The following is a 24,921-nucleotide window of genomic DNA, read 5'->3' on the forward strand; positions in this document are numbered from 1 at the left end:
GAGGAGACGGACCGATGACGTCGCAGGCCGCGGACCGACCGGAGACGGTTGGCGCCTCGCGCCGCTCCAAGCTGACGCGCGAGCGTGAGCAGGAGTTCTTCGACGCGGTGATCGAGCAGATCCGCGAGTGCGGCTACGACGCCGTGACCATGGACGGCGTCGCCACCAGCACGCGGTGCAGCAAGTCCACGCTGTACCGGCAGTGGAGGACCAAGCCCCAGTTCGTGGCCGCGGCGCTGCGCTCGCGGCGCCGGGTCTGCTTCGAGGGAATCGACAGCGGCTCGCTGGCCGAGGACCTGCGCCAGGTCGCGCGGGTGCTGGGTCAGTGGTCCGGCCGGGACCACCGGCTCGTCCAGGCGCTCGGTCACGCCGTCCTGGAGGACCAGGAGCTGGCGCAGGCGCTGCGCGAGACGCTGGTCGAGCCGGAGATCGCCGCGGTCGAGCAGATCCTCGGGCGCGGCGTGGCACGCGGGGAGATCGCCGCGGACCATCCGGCGCTGCCGTACGTGCCCTCGCAGATGTTCGGCGTGCTGCGGGTGCGCCCCATGCTGGAGGGCCAGGAAGCCGACCCGGACTACCTGCTGAGGTTCGTGGAGGTCGCCGTGCTGCCGGCACTCGGCCTCGAATGAAGACCCGGGCCGCGTCGTCCGAGGGATGACAGGACGACCGGCCCGCTCGCGCCGCACCGTGGGGACGGGGGCGGCGCGCACCCCCGGCCGGGTGGGGTACCTCTGGAGCGGAGAGGTGCCCCGCCCGGCCGAACGGCGTTCCGGGCCGGGCGCGGCGCCCCCGCGAGGGCGGCCGCCCCGCCGGCCGGACAGCGCCGTGCGGGCGTCAGACGCTGTGCCCGTCGCCTCCAGACGACGCCTTGATGCCCTCGGTGATCTCGTCGATCACCGACGCCTTCTGGTCGGCGTCGATGCCGAAGCGGACCACGACCAGTTGCCCGGAGTCGGCGGGCGAGGGGAAGACGAGCGACTCGACCAGGCCGTCGGCGCCCTTGCTGGTGATCGCCTTCCAGCGGACCAGGTAGCCCTTCTGCCCGGCCACGGTCACCGCCTTCGAGGCCAGCACCTGGTGCGAAGTGATCTTCCCGTAGGTGTTGCCGCCGTAGGCCTCCTCGGCGTTCTCCGCGATGTCCGCCTTCGCGACTTCCTCCGGTGTGCTGCCCTCGGTGCCCAGCACCTGGGCGGGCGCCGAGTACGCGCCGCCCTTCGTGCACGACTTGGACGTGTCGCCGGGGCACTTGTAGCTGTCGTCGGACGTCATTTGCGCGCCCACGCCGAACGCCTGGCCGGTCCAGCCCTCCGGCACCGGCAGGCTGATCCCGTTCACCGGGTCGGACAGCGTGCCGCCGCCCTCGACCTCCGGCGCCCGGGACCCCTCCGGCGCGGGGGACTGCCCGCCGGGCCCGCCCGAATCGCCGAACGGCCCGTCCTGGCCGCCGTCCTGCCCGTCCGGCCCCTGCTGCTGCGAGTCGGCGCGGCTTGCGCCGGCACCGTTGTCGCTGGTCAGCGCGTACACGCCGATGCCGATGCTGGCGAGGACGGCGACCGCCACCACGACGGCCGTCCCGATCCGCAGCGCCCGGCGCCGCCCGCCCGGCGGCTGGACCGGATACCCGGGGTACCCCGGATGTCCCGGGTACGCCTGGTGCCCCGGATACCCGGGAGCCGCGGGGCCCCCGGGGTAGGCGGGATACGTCGGCTGGGCCTGCTGCGCGTCGGCGGCCGGCGAAGGCCCCGCCGGGGGACCCCAGCCCGCGGCCGACCCCGCCGGACGGGTCCGGTCCGTCCACGCCTTGCCGTCCCACCAGCGCTCGGTGGCGGGACCGTCACTTGTCTGCCCGGGGTCGGGGTACCACCCGGGGGGAGTCACCTGCGTCATGCGCCCACCGTATGAGGCGTCGGTGAAAGCCGGATGAGAGGGCTGCCTCCCGCACGCATCACGAAGCCCGCGGACGGCACGGACCGACGCCCGGTCATTCCAGCACCAGCCGCACCGGGCCGTCCCCGACGGGCGGGGGCAGCCGCAGCCCGTCCCGCCCCGGCGTCACCGACCCCAGCACGCTCGCGTGCCGCGCCCCCGTGCTCGCCGGGACAGTTCCGGGCAGACCGTGCACCGTCAGGAAGGCGAGCACCGCGAACGCGTACGCCTCCTTCGCGTCCGACGGCAGCCCGAGTTCGTCGCTGCGGCGCAGGGCCACGCCCGGCAGCAGCTCCCCGAGCATCCGCGTGAGGACCGGATTGCGGGTGCCGCCGCCGGAAGCGATCACCTCCGTCGCGCCCAGCGTCCGCACGGCGTCGGCGACCGTGCGCGCGGTGAGGTGGGTGAGCGTCGCGACGACGTCCTCGGCGGACAGCGTGCCGACCGCGGCCAGCGCCTCGCGCAGATGGCCGACGTGGAACAGCTCCTTGCCGGTGGTCTTCGGCGCGGGCAGCGCGTAGTAGGGCTCCGCCAGCAGCCGCTCCAGCAGCGCCGGACACACCCTGCCGCGGGCGGCCAGCGCACCGTCCACGTCGTACGCCAGCCGCCCGCCGGTGAAACCGTGCGCCGCCGCGTCGATCAGCGCACACCCCGGGCCCGTGTCGAAGGCGGTGCCGTCGGGTGCGGTGACGTTGGCGATCCCGCCCAGGTTCAGGGCGACCGGCGTGCCCGGCCGGCCGCGCAGCCACATCAGGTCGACCAGGCTGACCAGCGGCGCGCCCTGCCCGCCGGCGGCGATGTCCCGGGGCCGGAAGTCGGCGACGACCGGCAGTCCCGTCGCCTCGGCGATCCACGCGGGCTGCCCGAGCTGAAGGGTCCCGTGCACCCGGCCCCCCTCCACCCAGTGGTACACGGTCTGCCCGTGCGAGCCCACCACCTCGGCCCGCCCGTCGCACAGCTCCCGGTCGGCCCGCACGGCCGCCGCCGCGAAGGCCCGCCCGATCAGGGTGTCCAGCCGGCACACGTCCGCCACCGACGTGGTCCCCGGCGGCAGCGCCGCCGCGAGCGCCGCCCGCAGTTCCTCGTCGTACGGCTCGCTCACCATGCCGAGCGGCTTCAGGACGAGACCGTCACCGACGAGGTCCAGTTCGGCCGCCGCCGCGTCGATGGCGTCGTACGACGTCCCGGACATCAGCCCGATCACCCGCATCCGTTCCCCTCGCCTCCCTCGGAGCGCCCCTCGCCGGGAGAGTGGCGAGGGCCAGCACGCTGACCGCGCAGGTGGCCGCCGCGTAGTAGGCGGGGACGTCCACGTCGCCGGTCCGCTCGATCGTCTCCGTGATGATGAGCCCGGCACCGCCGGAGAACACCGCATTGGACAGGGCGTAGGCGAGTCCGAGGCCGGTGCAGCGCACGGTCGTCGGGAACATCTCCGACAGCATCGCCGGGCCCGGTCCCGCCATCAGCCCCACCACGGCGCCCGCGCCGAACACGGCCAGGCCCTTGGCGGCCGTGGACACCCCGGGGTCCTGGAGCAGGTCCAGCAGCGGCACCGCGAGGACCACCACCAGCAGCGCACCGGCCAGCATCACGGCCCGCCGCCCCACCCGGTCGCTGAGCAGCCCCGCCGGGACGATCGTCACCGCGAAGCCGAGATTGGCCAGCACGGTGGCGACCAACGCCTGCTGGAAGCTCGCGTCGAGACTGCTCTGGAGGTAGGACGGCAGCACGACCAGGAAGGTGTACCCGGCCGCGGCCCAGCCCATGATCCGCCCGGCGCCCAGCGCGACGGCCCGTACGACCTCGCGCGCGGGCGGGCGCGTGAGCTCCCGCTCCCGGGCGAACGCCGGGGTCTCCTCGAGCCGCAGCCTCAGCCACAGCGCGCCCAGCCCCATCGGCAGCGTCAGCAGGAACGGCAGCCGCCAGCCCCAGTCGCCGAGCTGAGCCTCCGTCAGCACGGTGGCGAGCAGTGCCGCCGCGCCCGCCCCGCCGAGCAGGCCCAGCGCGACGGTGAACGACTGCCACGAGCCGTACAGGCCGCGCCTGCCCGGCGGCGCGAACTCCGTCATCACCGACACCGCGCCACCGAACTCACCGCCCGCCGAAAGGCCCTGCAGCACCCTCAGGAAGGTGAGCAGCCAGGGCGCGAGGGCCCCCGCCGTCTCGTAGGTCGGCAGCACGCCGATCAGCGTGGTCGCGCCCGTCATCAGACCGATCACCAGGATCAGCACCGGACGCCGGCCGAGCCGGTCGCCCAGCCGCCCGAACAGGGCTGCTCCGACGGGCCGGAAGAAGAAGGCCAGGGCGAACGAGGCGTACGTCCGCACCAGCGCCTCGGCATCGCTTCCGCCCTCGGGCGTGAAGAACTTGGCGGCGATGACGGTGGCGAAGTAGCCGTAAACGCCGAACTCGTACCACTCGATGACATTGCCCACCGAGCCGGCGACCAGTGCCCGGCGGGACCGCTCGGGCCCGGTGCCGGCCGCCGACGCGGGCGCGTTCATCCGGTGCCTCCCGTCCGGCGGCCCCGGCCCGGCCGCGCGCGCTGATGGAGGATCAGCGTCAGTTGACGGGGCGTCGGCTGTCAATGACCTCCCCGCGGACGTCACCCGGGTCGGCCACACTGCCCCGACCACCCACCGGCGGACCTGCCGTGGGACTACGCTCGCCCTGTACGTCGTTCGGACGACTGGGGGAGGTAGCGGGATGACGGAGGTACCGCCGGCGGCGGGCGCCTCGGCTTCCCTGTGGGAGCGCGAAGAGGAGATAGCCGGGGTGGTCGAGGCGCTCGACGCCCTGCGCGCGGACCGCTCCTCGTCGGGCGGTCTGCTCGTGTTCCGGGGCGAGGCCGGGCTGGGCAAGACCGCGCTGCTCGCCGAGACCCGCCGGCTGGCCGAGGAACGCGGCTGCACGGTGTGGTCGGCGCGCGGCGGCGAGACCCTCCGGTCCGTCCCCTTCAACGTCGTGCGCCAGCTGTTGCAGCCCGCCCTCGTGTCCCTGCTGCCCGGAGAGGCCCGGGAGTACCTCGGCGACTGGTACGACATCGCCGGTCCCGCCCTCGGCATCGCCGACCCCGGCGGGCGGCAGGCCGACCCGCAGGGCGTGTGCGACGGGCTGGTCGCCGCGGTGCGCCGGCTCGCCCGGCGGGAATGGCCGCTGGTGCTGCTGATCGACGACGCGCACTGGGCCGACCAGGAGACGCTGCGCTGGCTCGCCGCGTTCGCCGAGCGGCTGCACGACCTGTCCGTGCTGGTGGTGGTGGCCCGCAGGCCCGGCGACGTGAGCGGTGAGAGCGCCCGCCACCTCGAGGCGGTCGCCGCCGCCGCGGGCCGACCGGAGACCACGCTGAGCGCCCTCACCCCGGACGCCACCGCGGGGCTCACCCGCGCGACCGTCGGCCCGCACGCCGACCCCCCGTTCTGCCGCGAGGTCTGGGCCGTCACCGCCGGCAACCCCTACGAGACCGTCGAACTGCTCGCCAAGGTGCAGGACAGCGAGATCGAGCCGACCGAGCCCTCGGCCGGTGAACTGCGCGCCCTGAACCGCTCGGCGCGCGGCGGGGGACTCGTCGCCCGCCTGGAGGGGCTGGGCATCGACGCCACCCGGTTCGCGTGGGCGGCCGCCATACTCGGCACCGGCATCTCCGTCGGCCTGGTCGCCCGGCTCACCACCATGCGCCCCGAACAGGCGGTGCGCTGCGCCGATCTGCTGTGCACGGCCCGAATTCTCACCGAACCGGACCCGGCGGGCGCAGGGGCCGACGACGGCGACCTGGAGTTCGTCCACCCGCTGATCGCGAGCGCCGTCTACAACTCCATCCCCGACGCCCTGCGCACCGCCATGCACGGCATCGCCGCGCAGATCGTCACCGACTCCGGCCGCGGCGCCGCGGCCGCCTCCCGGCATCTGCTCCAGGTCCACCCGGACGACGACGCCGAACTCGTCGAGCAACTGCGCGAGGCCGCCCGCGAACACCTCGCCGTCGGCGCCCCCGACGCCGCCCGCCGCTGCCTGGAGCGCGCCCTGCGGGAACCGCCCCGGCCCGACGTGCACGCACGCGTGCTGTACGAACTCGGCTGCGCCACCCTGCTCACCGCGCCCTCCCGGACCATCGACCACCTCCAGACCGCGCTCGCCATGCCCGGCCTCGACGGCCCCGCCCGCGTCGACGCCGTCTTCCGCCTGTCCCAGGCCCTGCTCCACAACGACCAGCTGGAGCAGGCCGTGCGCACGGTCGAGGCCGAGGCCGCCCGGCTCGAGGAGGGCCCCGCCCGGCTGCGGCTGCGGGCCGTGCAGTACATGTGGGAGGGCATCCACGCCGGAGAGGCGCAGGCCCCGCAACGCTCCGAGCGGCTCGCCGACCTGGCCCGCACCTGCACCGGCCGCGACAACTCCGAACGCGCGCTGCTCATCCTGCGCGGCTTCGACGCCATGACCCACGGCGAGAACGCCGAGGAGGTCGTCGAGGTGTGCGACCGCGCCCTCGTCAACGGGCGGCTCGCCCCGGGTCTCGGCTGGACCGACACCGAGTGGGGCATAGAACTGCTGATGATGCTCGGCAGCTCCTACGCCTACGCCGACCGCCTCGACCGCGCCGAGAACCTGTTCGCCGAGGCCCTGCGCACCTACACCACGGCCGGCTGGAGCGGCGGCCACCTCGCCCTCGCCAACGCCTTCCTGGGCCTGGCCTTCCGCCGGCAGGGCCGCCTGAAGGACGCCGAGACGGTCCTGCGCGAATCCCTGCGCCTCGCCGAGCGGGTCGGCCGGGGACTGCCGCTGTACTGGTCGGCGATCTGCGGCCTGGTCGACACCCTGCTCGCCCGCGGGCACGTCCAGGAGGCCTGGTCGACCGCCGAGCAGTACGGCTTCACCCCGCCCTACCCGTCCACCATCGTGCTGCCGGACACCCGCTCGGTGCGCGGCCGGCTGCTGCTCGCCGTGGGCCGTACCGAGGACGGCGTCAACGAACTGGAGGCCGCCGAGAAGGCCGCCGCCGCCCGCGGCGGGCACAACCCGGTGCTGGCCCCCTGGACCGTCGACCTCGCCGGCGCCCTCGCCGCCCAGGACCCGGCCCGCGCCGCCCGGCTCGCGGCCGACGCCCGGCGCCAGGCCGAGCGGTTCGGCACCGACACGGCCATCGGCGAGGCCCTGCGCTGCGCCGCACGCCTGGAGACCGGCCGGCGCAAGGTGGACCTCGCCGCCCAGGCGGTCACCTACCTGGAGGCCTCGCCCTGCCAGTTCGAACACGCCGCCGCGCGCGTCGAGTACGGCCTGGCCGCCCGCTCCACCACCGAGCTCAACCGGGGCCTGACGCTGGCACGTTCGTGCGGCGCGGACGGCCTGGCACGGCAGGCGCGTCTGGGGCTGGCGGAGCTGGAGTCCTGAGGGCCGGCCGCGTCACAGGGTGAGCAGCTGCCCGGTCACCGCCGTCAGCCGCTTGCGCACCCGTGGGTCGTACGCCGCCTCGTGCGCCCGGGCCGCGGTGGTGCCGTCGAAGTAGCCGCCGGAGCCCATGTCCCGCGTGGCCAGTGCCGGCACTCCGGGCGCGCCGTCGGCGACCGAGTTCCACGGGGTGACGCCGCCCTCGCGGACCATCGCCGTGTCCATGAAGGTCGCCGGGTGCAGGACGTTCACCGCGACGTCCGTGCCCGCCAGTTCCTCGGCCAGGGTGAACGTCCACGAGGCGAGCGCGAACTTGGCGCGGCAGTACGCCGAGAAGCCGTCGTAGCCCCGGCCGAACTCGGGGTCGTCGAGGGCGAGCGGCTCCTGTCCGGCCGAGCCGACGTTCACGATCCGCGCGGGCGCGTTCGCGCGCAGCACCGGCAGCAGGGCGCGGGTGAGCGCGACCGGCGCCAGGGAGTTCACCGCGAGCCGCAGCTCGTGCCCGTCGGCGCTCAGCTCGCGCGCCGCACCGCGCGGCCCGCTGCCCACCCCGGCGTTGTTGATCAGCACGTCCAGCTCGGGGTGGGCCTCGGAGTCCCGCGCGCCCAGCTCGCGCACCTCGGCCGGCGAGGCCAGATCGGCGGCGAAGCCCTCGGCCGTGCCCTCGGCGCGCAGCTCGGCGACGAGTCGTTCGGTGCGGCCCGGGTCGCGGCCGTGCACGAGGACCCGGTGCCCGGAACGGACCAGCGCGAAGGCGACGTACCGGCCGAGCCCGGAGGTGGCGCCGGTGATCAGGACAGTGGACATGCCTCCAGCCCAGGCACGCCGCCCGCGCCGCCGGGAGATCCTGCTGGGGCTACGACCAGCGGGGTCACCCTCGGCCGTCGTCCTCCTCGGCGAGCACCCGCTGTGCCGCCGCGAACGCCGAGTTCGCCGCCGGCACCCCGCAGTACACCGCCGTCTGCAGCAGCACCGCCCCGATCTCCTCGGGCGTGAGCCCGTTCCGCCGTGCCGCCCGGACGTGCATGGCCAGCTCCTCGTAGTGGCCGTGCGCCACCAGCGCGGTCAGCGTGATCATGCTGCGTTCGCGGTGGGGAAGCGTCGGGTCGGTCCAGATCTCCCCCCAGGCGTAGCGCGAGATGAAGTCCTGGAACCGCGCGGTGAACGGCGTCTGCCGCGCCTGCGCCCGGTCGACGTGCGCGTCGCCGAGCACCTCGCGCCGTACCTGCATGCCGCGCCGGGAGGGCCCGTCGAGGTGCGCCCGCAGCGCCGTGAGCACGGCCTCGGGGCGCTCCGCCGGCGCCAGGTGCGAGGCTCCCGGGATCTCCACCAGCGCCGCCCCCGGCACCTCGTCCGCGATCTGCCGCAGATGCGCGGGCGGCGTCGCCGGGTCCTCGCGTCCGGCGATCAGCAGCGTGGGCGCCGAGATGTCCGCGAGCCGCTCCCGCAGGTCGAAGGCGGCCAGCGCGTCGCAGCACGCCGCGTAGGCCTCCGGGTCCGCCTCCTGGTGGTCCCGCACCAGCCGGGGCACGGTGAACCCGGGCGTGAACCAGCGGGCGTCGGCGGTCGCGGCGAGCGAGGCCACCCCTTCGCGCCGCACCAGAGCGGCCCGCTCCTGCCACGGCTTCGCCCCGTTGAAGTGGGCCGAGGAGCAGATCACCGCCAGGGACGACACCCGCCGGGGGTGGTGCACGGCGAGGTGGAGCCCCACCGCACCCCCCAGCGACACCCCGGCGTACGCGAACCGCTCCACGCCGAGCGAGTCGGCGAGCGCGAGCACCAGATCGGCGAGGTCACCGACGGTGGCGCCCGCCCCGATCAGCTCGGCCGCCGAACCGCCGTGCCCCGGCAGGTCCCAGCGGACCACCCGGTGGGTGACGGACAGCTCCGGCGCGACGTCGTCCCACAGGGCGCAGGAGGTGCCCAGCGAGGGCCCCAGGAGCAGCGGGGGAGCGGAAGCCGCCCCTTCGGCACGGTGGTCGAGCAGCTTCAACGTCGCTCCAGGGCACGATCGGTGAGGGTGGGGGCGGAGCCGGTGTAGTGGGCGGGATCGAGGTCGAGGTCCTTCAGCTCCGGCGCCCGGGCCAGGGGACGGCCCTCGGCGGCCAGCCGGGTGAGCAGCTCCTTGGCCCGGGCCCGGCCCAGCACCGGCGTGAGCTCGGCGGACAGCCGCTCCGAGACGATCAACCCGTGGGTGAGGCCGAGGTGTTCGCGCATGACGTCCGGGTGGACCCGCAGTCCCTCGGTCAGTTCGGCGGCATCCCGGGCAGCACCGCCGACCAGCCGCAGCAGCTCCCGCAGCGGCTCCCACTCCGCGTGCCAGGCCCCGGCCGGCCGCTCGTCCTCCGCGGCCATCGAGGCGTACAGGGCGGCGGCGAGCTGAGGGGCCCGCCGGGCCGCGGCGGCGATCAGGGTGGAGCGGACGGGGTTGGCCTTGTGCGGCATGGCGGACGACGCTCCGCCACTGCCCTCGGTCACCTCGGCGATCTCGGTCCGGGAGAGGGTGAGGACGTCCACGGCCGTCTTGCCGAGCGCCCCGGCGGTCATGGCCAGGCACCCGGCGAGGTCCGCCACGGGCGTGCGCAGCGTGTGCCAGGGCAGCTGTGGCGCCTGCAGACCGAGTTCGCCGGCGTACGCCTCCGGCAGCGCGGTGGGATCGCTCGCACCGTACGCCCCGAACGCCGCCAGCGTCCCGGCGGCCCCGCCGAGTTGGGCGGGCAGCGCGTCCCGTACGGCCGCCACCCGGTCGCGCGCGTCCAGCAGCAGCGACCGCCAGCCGGCCGCCTTCAGACCGAACGTCGTCGGTACGGCGTGCTGCGTGAGGGTGCGCCCCGGCATGGCCGTCTCGCGGTGCTCGGCGGCCAGCCGCGCCAGCGCCCGCTCGCTGCGGGCGAGGTCGGCCAGGATCAGGTTCAGTGCGCGCGCGGCGACCAGCATCGTCGCCGTGTCCATGATGTCCTGGCTGGTCGCGCCGCGGTGGACGTACGGCCCGTGCTCCTGGCCCACCGCCTTCGTCAGGTCGGCCACCAGCGGGATGACGGGGTTGCCGCCGGCGCGGGCCCGTTCACCGAGGGACCGTAGGTCGTACCGGCCGGCGTCCGCCGCCTCGGTGACCGCCGTCGCCGCGTCGGCGGGGGCCAGGCCGAGCGAGGCCTGCGCACGGGTCAGGGCCGCCTCCGCGTCGAGCAGGGCCTGGAGGTAGGCGGTGTCGCTCGTCGCGGACGCGGCGGGGGAGCCGGCCCACCCGGGGGCGAGCAGGCCGGTGTCGGGAACCGCAGAAGTCACTGGAACTCCAGGAAGACCGTCTCGCCTTCGCCCTGAAGGCGGATGTCGAAACGGTAGGTGCCGTCACTCCCGGCGCGCGCGACCAGCGTGTCGCGGCGCGCCCCGGCGAGCCGCGACAGCAGCGGGTCCGCGGCCAGCGCGGCGTCGTCGCCCGGCAGGTACATCCGTGTGAACAGATGCGTCAGCAGGCCGCGGGCGAAGACGCAGACGCTGATGTAGGGGGCGCTGTTCCCGCGCGCGCCGGGCCGGAGCGTACGGGCGTACCAGTGGCCGTTCGCGTCCGTCTGGACGCGGCCCCAGCCGGTGAACTCGACGCCGTTGCGGCCGAGGAAGCCGCCGGACGCCGGGTCGCGGCGCATCGAGCCGTCGACCCGGGGCAGCGTGCCGTCCGGGTCGGGGCCCCACAGCTCCACGAAGGCGTCGGGCAGCGGCTTGCCCTCGCCGTCCGTGACGTACCCGCGCACGGTGATCGTGTCCGGGTGCCCGGCGGGCGCGATGTCCTCGCCGCCGGGGAAGGGCAGCGCGTAGCCGTAGAACGGGCCCACCGTGTGCGACGGGGTGGGCAGCACGTTCTCCGGGCTGCTCGTGTCGATCTTCGTCATGGTGGTCAGCGTCCCTCTTCCATCCAGGTGGCGTGCGGGCCGTCGAGCACGATGTCCCAGTGGTAGCCCAGCGAGAACTCCGGCACGGACAGGGCGTGGTCGTAGGTGGCGACCAGGCGCTGCCGGGCGGCGTCGTCCGTCACGGACTGGAGGATCGGGTCGTACGCGAAGAGCGGGTCGTTGGGGAAGTACATCTGCGTCACCAGCCGCTGGGTGAACGCCGTGCCGAAGACCGAGAAGTGGATGTGCGCCGGGCGCCAGGCGTTGACGTGGTTGCGCCACGGGTACGGGCCGGGCTGGACGGTGGTGAACCTGTAGAAGCCGTCGGCGTCGGTGAGGGTGCGGCCCACGCCGGTGAAGTTGGGGTCCAGCGGGGCGTCGTGCTGCTCGCGCTGGTGGGCGTACCGGCCGGCCGAGTTGGCCTGCCAGATCTCGACCAGCTGGCCGCGGACCGGCCGTCCGGCGCGGTCGAGCAGCCGGCCGGAGACGGTGATGCGTTCGCCGATCGGCTCGCCGGTGTGCTGCCGGGTCAGGTCGTTGTCGATCTCGGTGATGTCGCGCTCGCCGAAGGCGGGGGAGCCGAGTTCCACCAGCTCCGGGTCCTGGGCCACGTCGATCGCGACCAGCGGCTGTTTCGGGTGACGCAGCAGCGAGGAGCGGTACGGGGCGTAGTCCCGGCGCGGGTGGTGCTCGACGGGCCCGCCGTCGGCGACGCGCTTTTCGTAGGCGGCGTGCTCGGCCGCCATCTCCTGGTCGATGTCGTGCTGAGTGAGAGCCATGACCGTTCCTACCGTTCGAGTCCTACCGTTCGAGGACGAGGGCGAGGCCCTGGCCCACACCGATGCAGAGGGTGGCGACGCCGGTGCCGGCGCCCTGGCGGGCGAGCTGGTGGGCGACCGTGCCGGCGAGGCGGGCGCCGGAGGCGCCGAGGGGATGGCCGAGGGCGATGGCGCCGCCCTGCGGGTTGAGGATCGCCGGGTCGAACTCGGGCCACTCGGCGACACACCCGAGCACCTGCGCGGCGAAGGCCTCGTTCAGCTCCAGGACCGACAGATCACCGAACCCCCTGCCCGCCTTGGCGAGAGCCCGGTTCACGGCCTCGACCGGGGCGAGGCCGAAGTAGTGCGGGTCGAGCGCGCAGACGCCGGTCGCCGAGACGCGGGCGAGGGGCTCGCGTCCGGTGGCCTTGAGCCCTTCCTCGTCCACGAGCAGCAGGGCCGCGGCGCCGTCGTTCAGCGGCGAGGCGTTGCCCGCGGTGACCGTGCCGTCCTGCGTGCGGAACGACGGCTTGAGCCTGGCCATCGCCTCCAGCGAGGCGTCCGGCCGGACGCACTCGTCTGCGGCGACGACGACCGGGTCGCCCTTGCGGCGCGGGACGGCCACGGAAGCGATCTCGGCGTCGAAGAGCCCCTTGAGCTGTGCCTCGGCGGCCTTACGATGGCTGGCCAGGGCGAACTCGTCCTGCTGCGCACGGGTGATGTTGTGCTTGTCGGCGATCAACTCCGCGCTCTCACCGAGCGGAACGGTCCACTGCGGGTCCATCCCCGGGTTGACCATGCGCCAGCCGAGGGTGGTGGAGTACAGCTCGGTGTGGGCGGCCGGGAAGGGCTTGTCGTTCTTGGGCAGCACGTACGGCGCCCGGGTCATCGACTCCACGCCGCCGGCCACCGCGACGGAGGCGTCCCCGCACGCGACGGCGCGGGCCGCCTGGACGACCGCCTCGAGTCCCGAGGCGCACAGCCGGTTGACGGTCACGCCGGGCACGGAGGTCGGCAGGCCGGCGAGCAGGGCGGCCATGCGGGCGACGTTGCGGTTCTCCTCGCCGGCGCCGTTGGCGTTGCCGAAGTAGACGTCCTCGATCCGGGACGGGTCCAACCCGGGCGTGCGCGCCAGGAGTTCGCGGATGGCGTGGGCGGCCAGGTCGTCCGGGCGGACGGCGGCGAGGGCGCCGTTGTACCGGCCGATCGGCGTGCGTACCGCGTCGACGACGTAGACGTCCCTCATGACTGCGACTCCTCGCTGACGCGCACCTTCGCGGCGGTCCTCGCGGTGATCTCCTCGGCGGTGACGCCCGGCGCGCACTCGGTCAGCACCAGGCCGCCGTCGGTCACGTCGAGCACGCCGAGGTCGGTGACGATCCGGTTCACACACGCCTTGCCCGTGAGCGGGAGGGTGCACTCGTCGAGGATCTTCGGGCCGCCGTCCTTGGCGGTGTGGGTCATCACGACGATGACCGTACGGGCGCCGTGCACCAGGTCCATCGCCCCGCCGATGCCGGTGACCAGCTTGCCCGGCACGGCCCAGTTCGCCAGGTCCCCGTCGGCCGAGACCTGCATCGCGCCCAGCACGGCGACGTCGATGTGCCCACCGCGGATCATCCCGAAGGACAGCGCCGAGTCGAAGAAGGACGCGCCCGGCAGGACCGTGACGGTCTCCTTGCCCGCGTTGATCAGGTCGGGGTCGACCTGCTCCTCGGCCGGGTAGGGGCCGGTGCCGAGGATGCCGTTCTCCGACTCCAGCACCACCTCCACGCCCGGCGGGAGATGATGGGGGATCAGGGTCGGCAGGCCGATGCCCAGATTGACGTACTGCCCGTCCCTCAGCTCACGCGCGGCCCGCGCGGCCATCTGCTCGCGTGTCCAGGCCATCAGGTGCTCACCGTCCGCTGCTCGATCCGCTTGTCAGCGGCCTGCCGCGGGGTCAGGGCCACCACCCGCTGGACGAAGACGCCGGGCAGGTGCACGGCGTCCGGGTCGATGTCGCCCGGCTCGACCAGCTCCTCCACCTCGGCGATCGTCACCCGGCCGGCCATCGCCGCGAGGGGGTTGAAGTTGCGGGCGGACTTGTTGAAGACGAGGTTGCCGTGCCGGTCGCCGCGCGCGGCGCGCACGAGGCCGAAGTCGGTGCGGATGCCGTGCTCCAGCACGTACTCCACGCCGTCGAACTCCCGTACCTCCTTGGGCGGTGAGGCGAGAGCGACCCCGCCGTCACCGTCGTAGCGCCACGGCAGTCCGCCCTCGGCGACCTGCGTGCCCACCCCGGCCGGCGTGTAGAAGGCGGGGATGCCGGCCCCGCCCGCCCGCAGCCGCTCGGCCAGCGTGCCCTGCGGGATCAGCTCCAGCTCCAGTTCGCCGGAGAGGTACTGACGGGCGAACTCCTTGTTGCCGCCGATGTAGCTGCCGGTCACCCGGGCGATCCGGCCGGCCGCCAGCAGCACCGCCAGGCCGAACTCCATGGCGCCGCAGTTGTTCGACACCACCGACAGTCCGCCGACGCCGCGCTCGTGCAGCGCGTCGATCAGCACGTTCGGGACACCGCTCAATCCGAAGCCGCCGACCGCGAGCGACGCGCCGTCGCCCACGTCGGCCACCGCCTCCAGGGCCGTGGCGACCACCTTGTCCATCCGAGATGTCCTCTCTCCCGCGGACGTGTACTCAGCACACTGAGCAATTCAGTGAAGTTTTCTTCACGCTGCCACTCGCGGGTCTCCGCCGTCAAGCCCTGCGCCGACGACAGGGGTACCGGCGACAGCGCGGATCTGCGAGGGTATCGTTCAGTGCACTGAGTATGTCGAGACGTCGGGAGTGGACATGGCGTCGGTGGATCTCACCAACCAGCCCGGGCATCTGGCCCGGCGGCTGCAGCAGGCCCACTACCTGCTGTGGAACGCGATGGTCTCCGAGGAGATCACCTCACCGCAGTTCGCGGTGCTCAACGCGCTCGTCGACGAGCCGGGGCTGGACCAGCGCACGGTGGGGGAGCGGGTGGGGCTCGACCGGTCCACCGTCGCCGAGGTGATCAGCCGGCTCGGCCGCCGGGACCTGCTGGACAAGGTCCGCGACCCGCGCGACGGCCGCCGCTTCCTGCTGCGCCCGACCGAGGAGGGCATGCGCGCCCACCGCAGGCTGGTGGTACGCACCGCCCGGATGAACCAGGTGTTCCTCGCGCCGCTGTCCGCCGCGGAGCAGACGCAGTTCCTGGACCTGATCCGGCGGGTCGCGGACGCGGCGGAGGGGCTGCGCAACCCGGGCGACCCGGGCGGCCCCGCGCAACCCGTCACGGCCCGGACCTGACGCATGCTGGTCCGGGGCCGTGAGGTGTGCGCGGCCCGTGGCTCCGGTCCGGGGCCCCGACCTGCCACACCGTGCCCGTGGCTCTGGTCCCGAACCCTGACCCGCACACCCCGCCCATGGGCACGAGGCACGCCCGACCGTGGCCCTGACTCAGCTCTGGTCCGTGGCGCGGGCGAGCACCACCCAGACCTGGCCGTCGGCGAAGTTCACCGGCTCGCCGTCGGCCGTGGTGAACCGGGTGCCGTCGCCCGCCTCCGGGCGCTTCCACAGCGCGTCGTACGTCTTCCCGTCGCGCAGCACCTTCGCCGTGCCCGAGCCCACGGTCTCGGAGTACGGCGTATTGCTGCCCCGGGAGTCGAAGTAGCCGGAGCGGCGCACCCGCACGTACTGCACGACGACCGTCGCGGGGGCGAGCGCCCGGCCCTCGGTCGTCACCGCGGGCGTTCCGTCCATCGCGACCCGGTAGGAGCCCCGGCTCCCGTCCCAGGTGAAGGTGAAGCGCGCGGCCGGATAGCGGACGGTCCGGGTGGTCTCCGTCCGGCCCTCCTCGGGGGCGGCGCCGTAGGTGAAGCCGGTGGTGAGGGCGTCCTTGCCGGGGGCCGAGAGCAGCAGGTCGAGCGGGCGCAGGTAGAGGTTGTGCGGGACGGCCCTGTCGCCGGCGCGGTAGTAGGCGCCGGGGCTGCGGGCAGGCGGCTCGGCGCGCAGCGGAGCCCGGTCGACGAGCGGCAGCAGTCTGGTCTGCGCGCCGGAGAAGGCGAGGACGGGGCGGTCGAACTGGCGCAGCAGCTCCAGATCCGTCTCCCGCGCGCTGCGCACCGGCCCGACGGCCTCCGGCACCCGCGTCGCGTACACGGCCATGAGCCGGCTCAGACCGCCCTCGACCTGCTCGACGTAGACGATGTCCGCGGCGCCGAGACCGGTGTGGGGCCGGGCCCCGGGCGCGTTGTCGACCTTCACGGCGAGCACCGGCCCCGCGCCCCGGGCACCGCGCGAGGGCGACGGCGGCGCCGTCGGCTCGGGCGCCCGACCGTCGTCGTGCGGCCCGTCCTCGGCCGTGCAGCCCACCGCCAGCGAGCCCGCCGTCACGACGCCCGTCACCGCCGCCACGGCGACCCGCTGCATGCGGGTTCTTCGTCCCGTGCTCCTACCCACCGCTGCCACCCGACCCGTTCTGTGCCATCGATTGTGCGCTTGTATGTTCATCGATGGCCCTACCCGGTCGGATCGGACGCTCTACCACGCGTACGCCGATCGCGCACGCCCGCTGGGCCGGTCGGCCCAGCCGCCACACCGGCCACGGTCCGACGGTTCGCCCGGGGACCCACGGGTACCCGGCTCCCACCGCAGTACCGGCAGGCGTGGTTGCGACGGAGGGAGTGCGGGTGATGAGGGCTGTGACGTGGCAGGGGAAGCGGGACGTACGGGTGGAGAGCGTCCCCGATCCGCGGATCGAGGAGCCGACCGACGCCGTCATCCGCGTCACCTCGACCGGGCTGTGCGGTTCCGACCTGCACCTGTACGAGGTGCTGACCCCGTTCATGACGCCGGGCGACATCCTCGGACACGAGCCCATGGGCATCGTCGAGGAGGTCGGCCCGGGCGTACCGGACCTGGCGGTGGGTGACCGGGTCGTCGTGCCGTTCCAGATCGCGTGCGGCAACTGCTGGATGTGCCTCAACTCGCTGCCCACCCAGTGCGAGACCACCCAGGTCACCGGCGAGGGCATGGGCGCCGCCCTGTTCGGCTACACCCGGCTGTACGGCGCGGTGCCGGGCGGCCAGGCCGAGTACCTGCGCATCCCGCAGGCCCAGTTCGGCCCGATCAAGGTGCCCGAGGGCCCGCCCGACGACCGGTTCCTGTACCTGTCCGACGTGCTGCCCACCGCCTGGCAGGCGGTCGCGTACGCCGACATCCCCCAGGGTGGTTCCATCGCCGTGCTCGGGCTCGGCCCGATCGGCGACATGGCCTGCCGGATCGCCCAGGTCCGCGGTGCCGGACGGGTCTTCGGCGTCGACCTGGTCCCCGACCGGCTGCGCAGGGCCGAGGCGCGCGGGGTGGAGACGTACGACCTGCGGGCCTTCGACAGCGAGAAGGAGCTGGTCGCCGCGATCCGCGACCAGACCGACGGCCGGGGCCCCGACGCCGTGATCGACGCGGTCGGCACCGAGGCGCACGGCAGCGCGGTGGCCCGGCTGGTGCAGAACACCGCCGCGCTGCTGCCGCGCAAGCTCAGCGGCCCGATGTCGGAACGCTTCAGCGTGGACCGGCTCGCCGCGCTCCACACCGCGATCGACCTGGTGCGGCGCGGCGGCACCATCTCACTGTCCGGTGTCTACGGCGGCATGGCCGACCCGCTGCCGATGCTCACCATGTTCGACAAGCAGCTCCAGATCCGGATGGGCCAGGCCAACGTCCGCCGCTGGACCGACGACATCCTGCCGTACCTGACGGACGAGGACCCGCTCGGCGTCGACGACTTCGCCACCCACCGGCTGCCGCTGGACGACGCCCCCCGGGCGTACGAGATGTTCCAGCACAAGCGGGACGGTGCAGTGAAGGTCGTCATGCAGCCCTGATCCCGGGTCCGGCTCGGGCCCGCGGCGCGAGACCGTGACGGGGGCCCGAGCGCCCGGCTCGGGCGCGCGGCGGCTCAGGCCTGCGGTGCGAAGATCTCCGCGAGGTCGTAGCGCACCGGCTCCTCCAGCTGCGCGTACGTGCAGCTCTTGGCGGTCCGGTCCGGCCGCCAGCGGCGAAACCGGGCCGTGTGGCGGAACCGGGCGCCGTTCTCCATGTGGTCGTAGGCCACCTCGCACACCCGCTCCGGCCGCAGCGGCACCCACGACAGGTCCTTCTTGCCCGACCAACGGCTCGGCGCCCCGGGCAGCCGGGCCGTCTCGTGCGCCGCCTCCTCGGCCCAGGCCGCCCACGGATGCCCCGCCACGTCGTCCATGCGCAGCGGCTCCAGCTCCTCGATCAGCTCCGCGCGCCGGGCCATGGAGAAGGCGGCGGACACGCCGACGTGCTGGAGGGCGCCCCGGTCGTCGTACAGACCCAGCAGCAGGGACCCGACGACCGGCCCGCTCTTGTGCAGCCGGTAGCCGGCCACCACGACGTCCGCCGTGCGTTCGTGCTTCACCTTGAACATGGCACGCTCGTCCTGGAGGTAGCGCAGCGTGAGCGGCTTGGCGACCACACCGTCCAGGCCCGCACCCTCGTACTGCTCGAACCACTGCCGCGCCACGTCGATGTCGGTCGTCGCCGGCGCCACGTGCACCGGGGCCGTCACCCCGGACAGCGCCATGACCAGCAGGGCACGGCGATCGGCGAGCGGCACGTCCAGCAGCGACCGGTCGGCCAGCGCCAGCAGGTCGAAGGCGACGAAGGAGGACGGCGTCCGCTCGGCCAGCGTCCGCACCCGCGAGTCGGCCGGGTGGATCCGCTCGGTGAGCGCGTCGAAGTCCAGCCGCCCCTCCCGCGCGATGACGATCTCACCGTCCAGCACGCACCGCTGCGGCAACCGCTCCTTCAGCGCCGCCACCAGCTCGGGGAAGTATCGCGTCAGCGGCTTGGTGGTGCGGCTGCCGAGCTCCACCTCGTCCCCGTCCCGGAACACGATCGCCCGGAACCCGTCCCACTTCGCCTCGTAGTGCATGCCGGGCGGGATCTTCGCCACGGACTTGGCGAGCATCGGCTTGACGGGCGGCATCACCGGCAGATCCATGGTTCGACTGTAGGCGGACTCCGGATGCGGCGCCGCGTCGGCGGAGCCAGACTGGTGCACGGCCCCACGCCCGGGTGCGCGGTGGGTGCGGTGCGCCTACCGTGGCTCGCATGGGTGACGCGGTGGAACTCGAAGCGGGCGGCCGGACCGTACGGCTGTCCAGTCCCGGCAAGGTGTTCTTCCCGGAGCGCGGCTTCACCAAGCTGGACCTGGCCCGGTACTACATCGCCGTCGGCCCCGGCATACTGCGTGCCCTGCGGAACCGGCCCACCACGCTCGAGCGCTACCCGGACGGCGTGGGCGGCGAGTCCTTCTTCCAGAAGCGGGCTCCGAAGAACATGCCCGACTGGATCCCCACCGCCCACATCACCTTCCCCAGCGGCCGCAGCGCCGACGAGATGTGTCCCACCGAGGAGGCCGCCGTGCTGTGGGCCGCCCAGTACGGCACGCTCACCTTCCACCCGTGGCCGGTGCGCCGCGACGACGTCGACAGCCCCGACGAACTGCGCATCGACCTCGACCCGCAGCCCGGCACCGACTTCGACGACGCGGTCCGCGCCGCCCATGAACTGCGCGCGGTACTGGACGAGTTCGGGGGCCTGCGCGGCTTTCCCAAGACATCCGGCGGCCGTGGCCTGCACGTCTTCGTGCCCATCGAGCCCCGCTGGACCTTCACCCAGGTGCGCCGCGCGGCCATCGCCGTCGGCCGGGAGATGGAACGCCGGATGCCGGAGCACGTCACCATCAAGTGGTGGAAGGAGGAGCGGGGCGAGAGGATCTTCGTCGACTACAACCAGACCGCGCGGGACCGCACGATCGCCTCCGCCTACTCCGTGCGCCCCCGCCCGCACGCTCCCGTCTCGGCACCCTTGCGCTGGGAGGAGGTCGGGGTGGCCCACCCCCGCGACTTCGACCTCGCGACCATGCCCGCGCGCTTCGCCGAAGTCGGCGACGTGCACGCGGACATGGACGACCATCGCTATGCGCTGGACGCGCTGCTGGAGCTGGCCAACAAGGACGAGCGCGACCACGGGCTCGGTGACCTGCCGTACCCGCCGGAGTACCCCAAGATGCCGGGGGAGCCCAAGCGGGTACAGCCGAGCCGCGCGAGGAAATCCGGGCCTACGACTCCCTGATCCCTACAGCTCCTTGATCCGGATGTCCCGGAACGAGATCACGTCCGTCGTGCCGTGGACCTGCAGCCCGATGTAGCCGGAGGCGAAACGCCGCCCGTCCGTGCCCGGGTCGTCCGAGCGGGGCGGGTAGAACTCCTGGCCGCCGGTGTTGTCGAACTCGTTGATCAGCCTGCCGTTGCGGTAGACCGAGTAGTGCTGGTCCACCACCCGGATCTCGTAGTCGTTCCACGTGCCCTTCTGCGTGACGCCCGCGCCCGCGAGCCCCACCCGGTCGAAGCCGTAGACCGACCCCGTCTTGTACATGTCGCCGTCGGGCCGGTCGAGCACCTGCACCTCGTGCCCGTACTTGATGGCGACCCACTCCGGCCGCGGCTCCTCCGGGTGGTCATGGACGTACGGGAACCGCACGAACACCCCGGAGTTGGCGTTGCCGGTGTCCGGAGCGTCGTCGCGCCACTGGAGCTTCAGCGAGAAGTCGCCGTACTTGCGCTGCGGGAACCACAGCATGCCCAGCCCGGCCCTGGTGGTGCCGCTGGTCATCGACCCGTCGGCGTTCACCGCGAACGAACCGCCGCCCACGTGCTGCCACTTGGCGAAGGATTCCGCGCTGCCGTCGAACAGCGAGCGATAGCCCTCGGTCTGGCCGGGCTTGCCGATGCCGGACTGCCGGGCGGCCCGGGTGATCCGGTTGTACTCGCGCTGGTCGATCACGCCCTCCGCGAGCAGCTGGTCGAGGACCGTCTTCACGTGCTTGAGGAACAGCGCGTGGGACGTCCACTCCTTCTCGTCCTCGATCAGCTCGTTGATCCGGCACCGGCTGTCGGTGAGCCGGTTCGGCACACCCGAGTCGACCGTCCCGACGATCACCGTCAACCGCTCGTCGTACTCCGGGCAGGGCGGCGCGGGCACTCCGCCCGCCACCACCGTGAAGCTCACGGTCTGCGCGGCGGAGGTGTTGCCCGCGGTGTCGGTCGCCCGGTACGCCAGCGTGTGCGCGCCCGCCCGGTCGACGATCACGGGCCCGGTGTACGCGAGGTACGGCCCGCCGTCGAGCGAGTACTCGATGCTCGCGACCCCTCCCGTGTCGGTGGCGCTGACGGTGACCTTGGCGCTCGCCACGTACGCCCCGTCGGAGTTCCGGGTCCCCTCGACGGTCACCCCGGTCACCGGCGGAGTGGTGTCCTGCGGCGGTGCGGCCACCACCGTGAACTGCACGTTCTTCTCCGCCGCCACGTTGCCCGCCTTGTCGGTGGCGCGGTAGCGGACGGTGTGGGTGCCGACCTGGTGCACCATCACCGGCTGGGTGTACGGCTGCCAGGCCCCGGACGCGCCGATCGCGTACTCGATCGTGTTGACTCCGGACCCCGTGTCGGACGCGGTGACGGTGACCGTCGCCATGTCGACATAGGTGCCGTCCGGATTCTTCTCGCCGCTCACCGTCGCCGAGGTCTCCGGCGCTGTCGTGTCGTCCGTCTGCGGCGCCACCACCGTGAACTCCGCGCTCTTCTCGGCCGAGACGTTGCCCGCCTTGTCGAACGCCCGGTAGCGGACCGTGTGACTGCCGACCTGGTCGACGACGATCGGCGCGGTGTACGGCTGCCAGGCGCCGGCGTCCCCGATCGCGTACTCGATCCGGTCGACGCCGGAGCCGCCGACGTCGTCGGTCGCGTGCAGCGCCACGCTCGCCGAACCGACGTACGCGCCCTGCTGGTTCTGCGTGCCGCTGACGTGCGCCGAGACCTCCGGCGCCGTCGTGTCGTCGCCGCTGCCCTCGGTCACCGTCAGGATGCCCTGCATCTGCCCGTGGCCGGGGATCGTGCAGTGGTAGAAGTACCGGCCCGGGGTGAGCGTGACCTCGGCGGTGTGCCGGCCGCCCTGGTCGTCGTTGGGGCTGGCGAGGATGTTGAGCTGGACGTCGCTGTTGAACTCCGGATCGCTGGTGACGAACGTCAGCGTGTGCGGCATGCCGGTGGTGTTGCCGGTGGCCGCGCTGTTCTCGAAGACGATCGTCGCCGGCCCGGCCACCGCCGTCGTCGGCGCGGAGAGGTACTTGTCGATGTTGTTGCCCGCCGTCCAGGTGAGGACCTGGGCGGCCGCGGCGGCGGACTCCCGCCCGGACGGCTCGCTCTGCCCGGTCGCCGTCGTGGCCTGCAGACCGAGCACCATCAGCAGCGCTGCCAGCAGCGCCGCCCATACTCTGCGTTGACCTGTCACTGCTGTGTCCCCCTCGCCAGCTGGTCGGCGGCCGGCGTCGGACCGCCGCCGGTGTACGTCACGCGCCACAGCGCCGACTTGGCGTCCGAGGTGAAGAAGCCGCGCCCGTAGTCGAGGACGTACAGCGCGCCGTCCGGACCGAACTTCCAGTCCATGAGGTTCTTGATGCCGTCGTTGCCGATCGGCACGATCTTCTTCAGTGACTCCGAGTGCACCGGCAGCCCGCCGTCACCCAGGGTCCTCGGATCCATGAGCACGGCGTTGCGCGGCTGGTCGGCGTCGTAGAAGTCGCCGACGAACCACTTGCCGTCCCAGTACGCCGGCCACTTGACGCCACTGTCCGCCGACACGTCCTCGGACCGGTACACCGGCCCGTTCATCGCGGCCTGCCCACCGCCCTTCAGCCACGGCAGCCGGTAGGTGGCCTCCTCCTGCTTGTAGGAGGGGACGCCGCTCGCGTCGCGCGGGAAGTCGGGGGCGCCGCCCTGGGGCGAGTACCAGATGTTGTTGCCGGTGACCGGCGGGAGGTTCACCAGACCGTCGTTGTTCGGGGACTCGTTCTTCGGGTGGTCGCAGTCGTACCAGCCGAGCGGCTGCGTCGGGTCCGGCAGGTTGCGGTCCCGGTAGGGCTGTTTGTTGCCCATGCAGTACGGCCAGCCGCGGTTGCCCGCCTCGGTGATGGCAGCGAAGGTGTCGTACTTCGCCGGGCCCCAGGTCGTCGACGGCGCCCCGGCGTCCGGGCCGACCCAGCCCGCGTAGAGGACGTCCGTCGTCTTGTCGACGAAGATGCGCGCCGGATTCCTGACGCCCATCACGTAGATCTCGCCGCGCGTCTTCCCGCCGCCCTCGTCGGTCTCCTTGCCGGTGAAGAGGTTGCCCTCCGGCAGCGTGTAGGTGCCGTCCGGCTCCGGGTGGATGCGCAGGATCTTGCCGTTGAGGTTGTTGGTGTTGCCGGCTGTGCGGCGCGCGTCGGCGAAGGAGACGCCCTTGTAGTTCGGCTGCGGGTTGTTGCCGGAGTAACCGTCGCTGAAGCGGCTGGAGTTGTTGTCGCCGGTCGCGATGTACAGGTTGCCCTTGCTGTCCCAGGCCATCCCCCCGCCCGCGTGACAGCAGCTGTGGATCTGCACCGGCCACGCGAGCAGCACCTTCTCGCTGCTCAGGTCGAGCTTGTTCGTGGCGAGGTCGAGGGTGAAGCGGGAGACGCGCCGCTCGGCCATCCGGGTGTCGCGGTCGATCCGCGAGTGCGGCGTGTAGTGCAGATACACCCAGCCGTTGTCCTCGAAGCGCGGGTCGAGCTCGATGCCGAGCAGGCCCTCCTCGACCTTGACCAGTTCGTCGCCGCCGCCCTTGTTGCCGAAGACGGTGAGCGCGCCGGCCAGGGTGACCTGCTTGGTCTTCGGGTCGTAGACGTGGATCTCGCCCTTGCCCTTGCCGATGTCCGGGTTGTTCCAGTCGGTGATCACCGGCTGGGAGGAGGCGGCGCCGCCGCGGCCGATGTACAGCACACGGCCGTCGGGGGCGGTGACCAGGCCGTGCGGCTCGCCGATCTGGTCGTTGTGCCCGGGCTGGTTGGGCTTGGTCAGCCGCTCGGCCTTGTAGTTGCCGTTGATGGTCGCCTTGCAGTCGGCCTGGACGAGCCGGGTGGTCCACAGCAGGGCGCCGCGCAAGTGAGTACGGAAGTCGGTCTCGTCGTACGACGACACCGTGCCGCCCATGCCGGTGTAGAAGGAGCGGCCGCCGTCGTAGTCGCGGCACCAGCTGATCGGGTGGTCCCAGCCGTTGGCGCTCGCGCCGGGCCGGTACGTCGACTCGCGCACCCGGGCCACGGTGTGCACCTCGCCGGACGGGTTCTTCACCCAGTTCGGCCACTGGTCGGGGCGCTTCCACTCCACCGGCAGGTCCTTGGTGGCCGGATGCAGACGGTCGCCCACCTCGACGGTCGCCCGCTGGACGGCCGTCGGGCCGTTCGGCGCCGGACGGGCGCCCACGAGGCCGGTGAACCAGTCGGAGTACGGCTCAGCGCGGGCCGCGTCATGGACGCCGACGAATCCGCCGCCCGCTTCCATGTAGGCCTCCAGGCCCGCCTCCTGCTCCGGCTCCAGGACGTCGCCGCCGCCGGTCAGGAACACGATCGCGTTGTAACGGCCCAGCTTCGTCTCATTGGTGAAGACCGAGGCGTCGTCCGTGGCCTCGACCTTGAAGCGCTGGTTCACCGGCCCGGACAGGCCGATGCGCTCGATCGCCTCGATGCCGGCGTTCACCACGGGCGACTCGTCGCCGGCGGCGGCGGACCCGTGGAAGACGAGCACGCGGACGTTGGCGCCGCCGGGCGGCGACTTGATGGACATCGTTGTCAGGGAGGGATCCGGAGCCGGGAGCGCGCCCGCGGCGGGGCCGGAGAGCAGGCCCGCGGTGACGAGCCCGGCCGTCAAGGCGGCCGTCAAGGTCCGCTTTCCGGCCCTTTTCCGGCCTAACTCCTTTGAACTCGTGGGTTTGTGGTGCGATGTGGACCGCATGTGGTCATCCACCCCTCGTCGGTCACAGCAACAGCGCCTAGGAAGGTAGACCTCTTTGCACGGTTC

At 73.2% G+C, this 24,921-nt stretch carries 20 protein-coding genes; 5 read left to right on the top strand and 15 right to left on the bottom strand.

The annotated features are described in order from the left end of the window. Positions 1 to 14: 14 nt before the first annotated feature. Positions 15 to 629, top strand: coding sequence for a TetR/AcrR family transcriptional regulator (locus IPT68_RS31360; RefSeq protein WP_189698077.1), 615 nt, complete (start codon positions 15 to 17; stop codon positions 627 to 629). 205 nt (positions 630 to 834) lie between these two features. Here IPT68_RS31360 and IPT68_RS31365 read toward each other — a convergent pair whose 3' ends face one another. The 3 genes from IPT68_RS31365 to IPT68_RS31375 form a co-directional block, all read right to left on the bottom strand. Further along, complete coding sequence (locus IPT68_RS31365) at positions 835 to 1,887, bottom strand: DUF2510 domain-containing protein (RefSeq protein ID WP_189698076.1); 1,053 nt, start codon at positions 1,885 to 1,887, stop codon at positions 835 to 837. A gap of 94 nt (positions 1,888 to 1,981) precedes the next feature. Continuing rightward, the gene (locus tag IPT68_RS31370) at positions 1,982 to 3,136 is read right to left on the bottom strand and encodes an anhydro-N-acetylmuramic acid kinase (protein ID WP_189698075.1); all 1,155 of its coding nucleotides are present in this window, start codon (positions 3,134 to 3,136) and stop codon (positions 1,982 to 1,984) included. Beyond that, positions 3,057 to 4,430 (bottom strand): MFS transporter, encoded by a 1,374-nt coding sequence (locus IPT68_RS31375; RefSeq protein WP_189698074.1) that lies wholly within the window; start codon positions 4,428 to 4,430, stop codon positions 3,057 to 3,059. The genes IPT68_RS31370 and IPT68_RS31375 overlap by 80 nt, the downstream gene beginning before the upstream one ends. A gap of 202 nt (positions 4,431 to 4,632) precedes the next feature. Between IPT68_RS31375 and IPT68_RS31380 the strand changes: the two genes are divergently transcribed. Next, positions 4,633 to 7,311, top strand: coding sequence for an ATP-binding protein (locus tag IPT68_RS31380; RefSeq protein WP_189698073.1), 2,679 nt, complete (start codon positions 4,633 to 4,635; stop codon positions 7,309 to 7,311). A 12-nt stretch (positions 7,312 to 7,323) separates the two neighbouring features. On the opposite strand, the gene IPT68_RS31385 is transcribed toward IPT68_RS31380, so the two are convergent. From IPT68_RS31385 to IPT68_RS31420, 8 genes are all read right to left on the bottom strand, one after another. Continuing rightward, positions 7,324 to 8,115, bottom strand: a complete 792-nt coding sequence (locus IPT68_RS31385) for an SDR family NAD(P)-dependent oxidoreductase (RefSeq protein ID WP_189698072.1) — start codon at positions 8,113 to 8,115, stop codon at positions 7,324 to 7,326. Between the two features lie 64 nt (positions 8,116 to 8,179). Further along, a complete protein-coding gene (pcaDC, locus tag IPT68_RS31390) occupies positions 8,180 to 9,301 on the bottom strand; it encodes a bifunctional 3-oxoadipate enol-lactonase/4-carboxymuconolactone decarboxylase PcaDC (RefSeq protein ID WP_189698071.1) in 1,122 nt (373 codons plus the stop codon). After that, complete coding sequence (gene pcaB / locus IPT68_RS31395) at positions 9,298 to 10,593, bottom strand: 3-carboxy-cis,cis-muconate cycloisomerase (RefSeq protein ID WP_194074029.1); 1,296 nt, start codon at positions 10,591 to 10,593, stop codon at positions 9,298 to 9,300. Before pcaB ends, pcaDC begins: the two co-directional genes overlap by 4 nt. After that, positions 10,590 to 11,195: a protocatechuate 3,4-dioxygenase subunit alpha gene (gene pcaG, locus IPT68_RS31400; RefSeq protein WP_189698070.1), complete on the bottom strand. Its 606-nt coding sequence runs from the start codon at positions 11,193 to 11,195 to the stop codon at positions 10,590 to 10,592. The genes pcaB and pcaG overlap by 4 nt, the downstream gene beginning before the upstream one ends. A gap of 5 nt (positions 11,196 to 11,200) precedes the next feature. After that, positions 11,201 to 11,974: a protocatechuate 3,4-dioxygenase subunit beta gene (gene pcaH, locus IPT68_RS31405; RefSeq protein WP_189698069.1), complete on the bottom strand. Its 774-nt coding sequence runs from the start codon at positions 11,972 to 11,974 to the stop codon at positions 11,201 to 11,203. Between the two features lie 22 nt (positions 11,975 to 11,996). Then, positions 11,997 to 13,199, bottom strand: coding sequence for a thiolase family protein (locus IPT68_RS31410; protein ID WP_189698068.1), 1,203 nt, complete (start codon positions 13,197 to 13,199; stop codon positions 11,997 to 11,999). Then, the gene (locus IPT68_RS31415; RefSeq protein ID WP_189698067.1) at positions 13,196 to 13,843 is read right to left on the bottom strand and encodes a CoA transferase subunit B; all 648 of its coding nucleotides are present in this window, start codon (positions 13,841 to 13,843) and stop codon (positions 13,196 to 13,198) included. The genes IPT68_RS31410 and IPT68_RS31415 overlap by 4 nt, the downstream gene beginning before the upstream one ends. Further along, entirely contained in the window at positions 13,843 to 14,598 is a 756-nt protein-coding gene (locus IPT68_RS31420) for a CoA transferase subunit A (protein WP_189698066.1), read from the bottom strand. Before IPT68_RS31420 ends, IPT68_RS31415 begins: the two co-directional genes overlap by 1 nt. A gap of 187 nt (positions 14,599 to 14,785) precedes the next feature. Between IPT68_RS31420 and IPT68_RS31425 the strand changes: the two genes are divergently transcribed. Beyond that, entirely contained in the window at positions 14,786 to 15,268 is a 483-nt protein-coding gene (locus IPT68_RS31425) for a MarR family winged helix-turn-helix transcriptional regulator (RefSeq protein ID WP_189698065.1), read from the top strand. A 150-nt stretch (positions 15,269 to 15,418) separates the two neighbouring features. On the opposite strand, the gene IPT68_RS31430 is transcribed toward IPT68_RS31425, so the two are convergent. Continuing rightward, positions 15,419 to 16,390, bottom strand: a complete 972-nt coding sequence (locus IPT68_RS31430) for a DUF3048 domain-containing protein (protein WP_189698064.1) — start codon at positions 16,388 to 16,390, stop codon at positions 15,419 to 15,421. Positions 16,391 to 16,653: 263 nt separating this feature from the next. Here IPT68_RS31430 and IPT68_RS31435 point away from each other — a divergent pair, with 263 nt between their 5' ends. Next, positions 16,654 to 17,844, top strand: a complete 1,191-nt coding sequence (locus tag IPT68_RS31435; RefSeq protein ID WP_189698063.1) for a zinc-dependent alcohol dehydrogenase — start codon at positions 16,654 to 16,656, stop codon at positions 17,842 to 17,844. Positions 17,845 to 17,918: 74 nt separating this feature from the next. On the opposite strand, the gene IPT68_RS31440 is transcribed toward IPT68_RS31435, so the two are convergent. Then, a complete protein-coding gene (locus IPT68_RS31440) occupies positions 17,919 to 18,989 on the bottom strand; it encodes an ATP-dependent DNA ligase (protein ID WP_189698062.1) in 1,071 nt (356 codons plus the stop codon). A gap of 110 nt (positions 18,990 to 19,099) precedes the next feature. Between IPT68_RS31440 and ligD the strand changes: the two genes are divergently transcribed. Further along, complete coding sequence (gene ligD, locus IPT68_RS31445) at positions 19,100 to 20,125, top strand: non-homologous end-joining DNA ligase (protein WP_189698061.1); 1,026 nt, start codon at positions 19,100 to 19,102, stop codon at positions 20,123 to 20,125. A gap of 3 nt (positions 20,126 to 20,128) precedes the next feature. On the opposite strand, the gene IPT68_RS31450 is transcribed toward ligD, so the two are convergent. Both IPT68_RS31450 and IPT68_RS31455 read right to left on the bottom strand, forming a co-directional pair. Next, positions 20,129 to 22,291: an OmpL47-type beta-barrel domain-containing protein gene (locus IPT68_RS31450; RefSeq protein ID WP_189698257.1), complete on the bottom strand. Its 2,163-nt coding sequence runs from the start codon at positions 22,289 to 22,291 to the stop codon at positions 20,129 to 20,131. Positions 22,292 to 22,335: 44 nt separating this feature from the next. Further along, positions 22,336 to 24,771: a ThuA domain-containing protein gene (locus tag IPT68_RS31455; protein WP_189698256.1), complete on the bottom strand. Its 2,436-nt coding sequence runs from the start codon at positions 24,769 to 24,771 to the stop codon at positions 22,336 to 22,338. Positions 24,772 to 24,921: the final 150 nt, after the last annotated feature.

Origin of the sequence: Streptomyces chromofuscus (assembly GCF_015160875.1) — a bacterium.
GTDB classification, from domain to species: Bacteria; Actinomycetota; Actinomycetes; order Streptomycetales; family Streptomycetaceae; genus Streptomyces; species Streptomyces chromofuscus.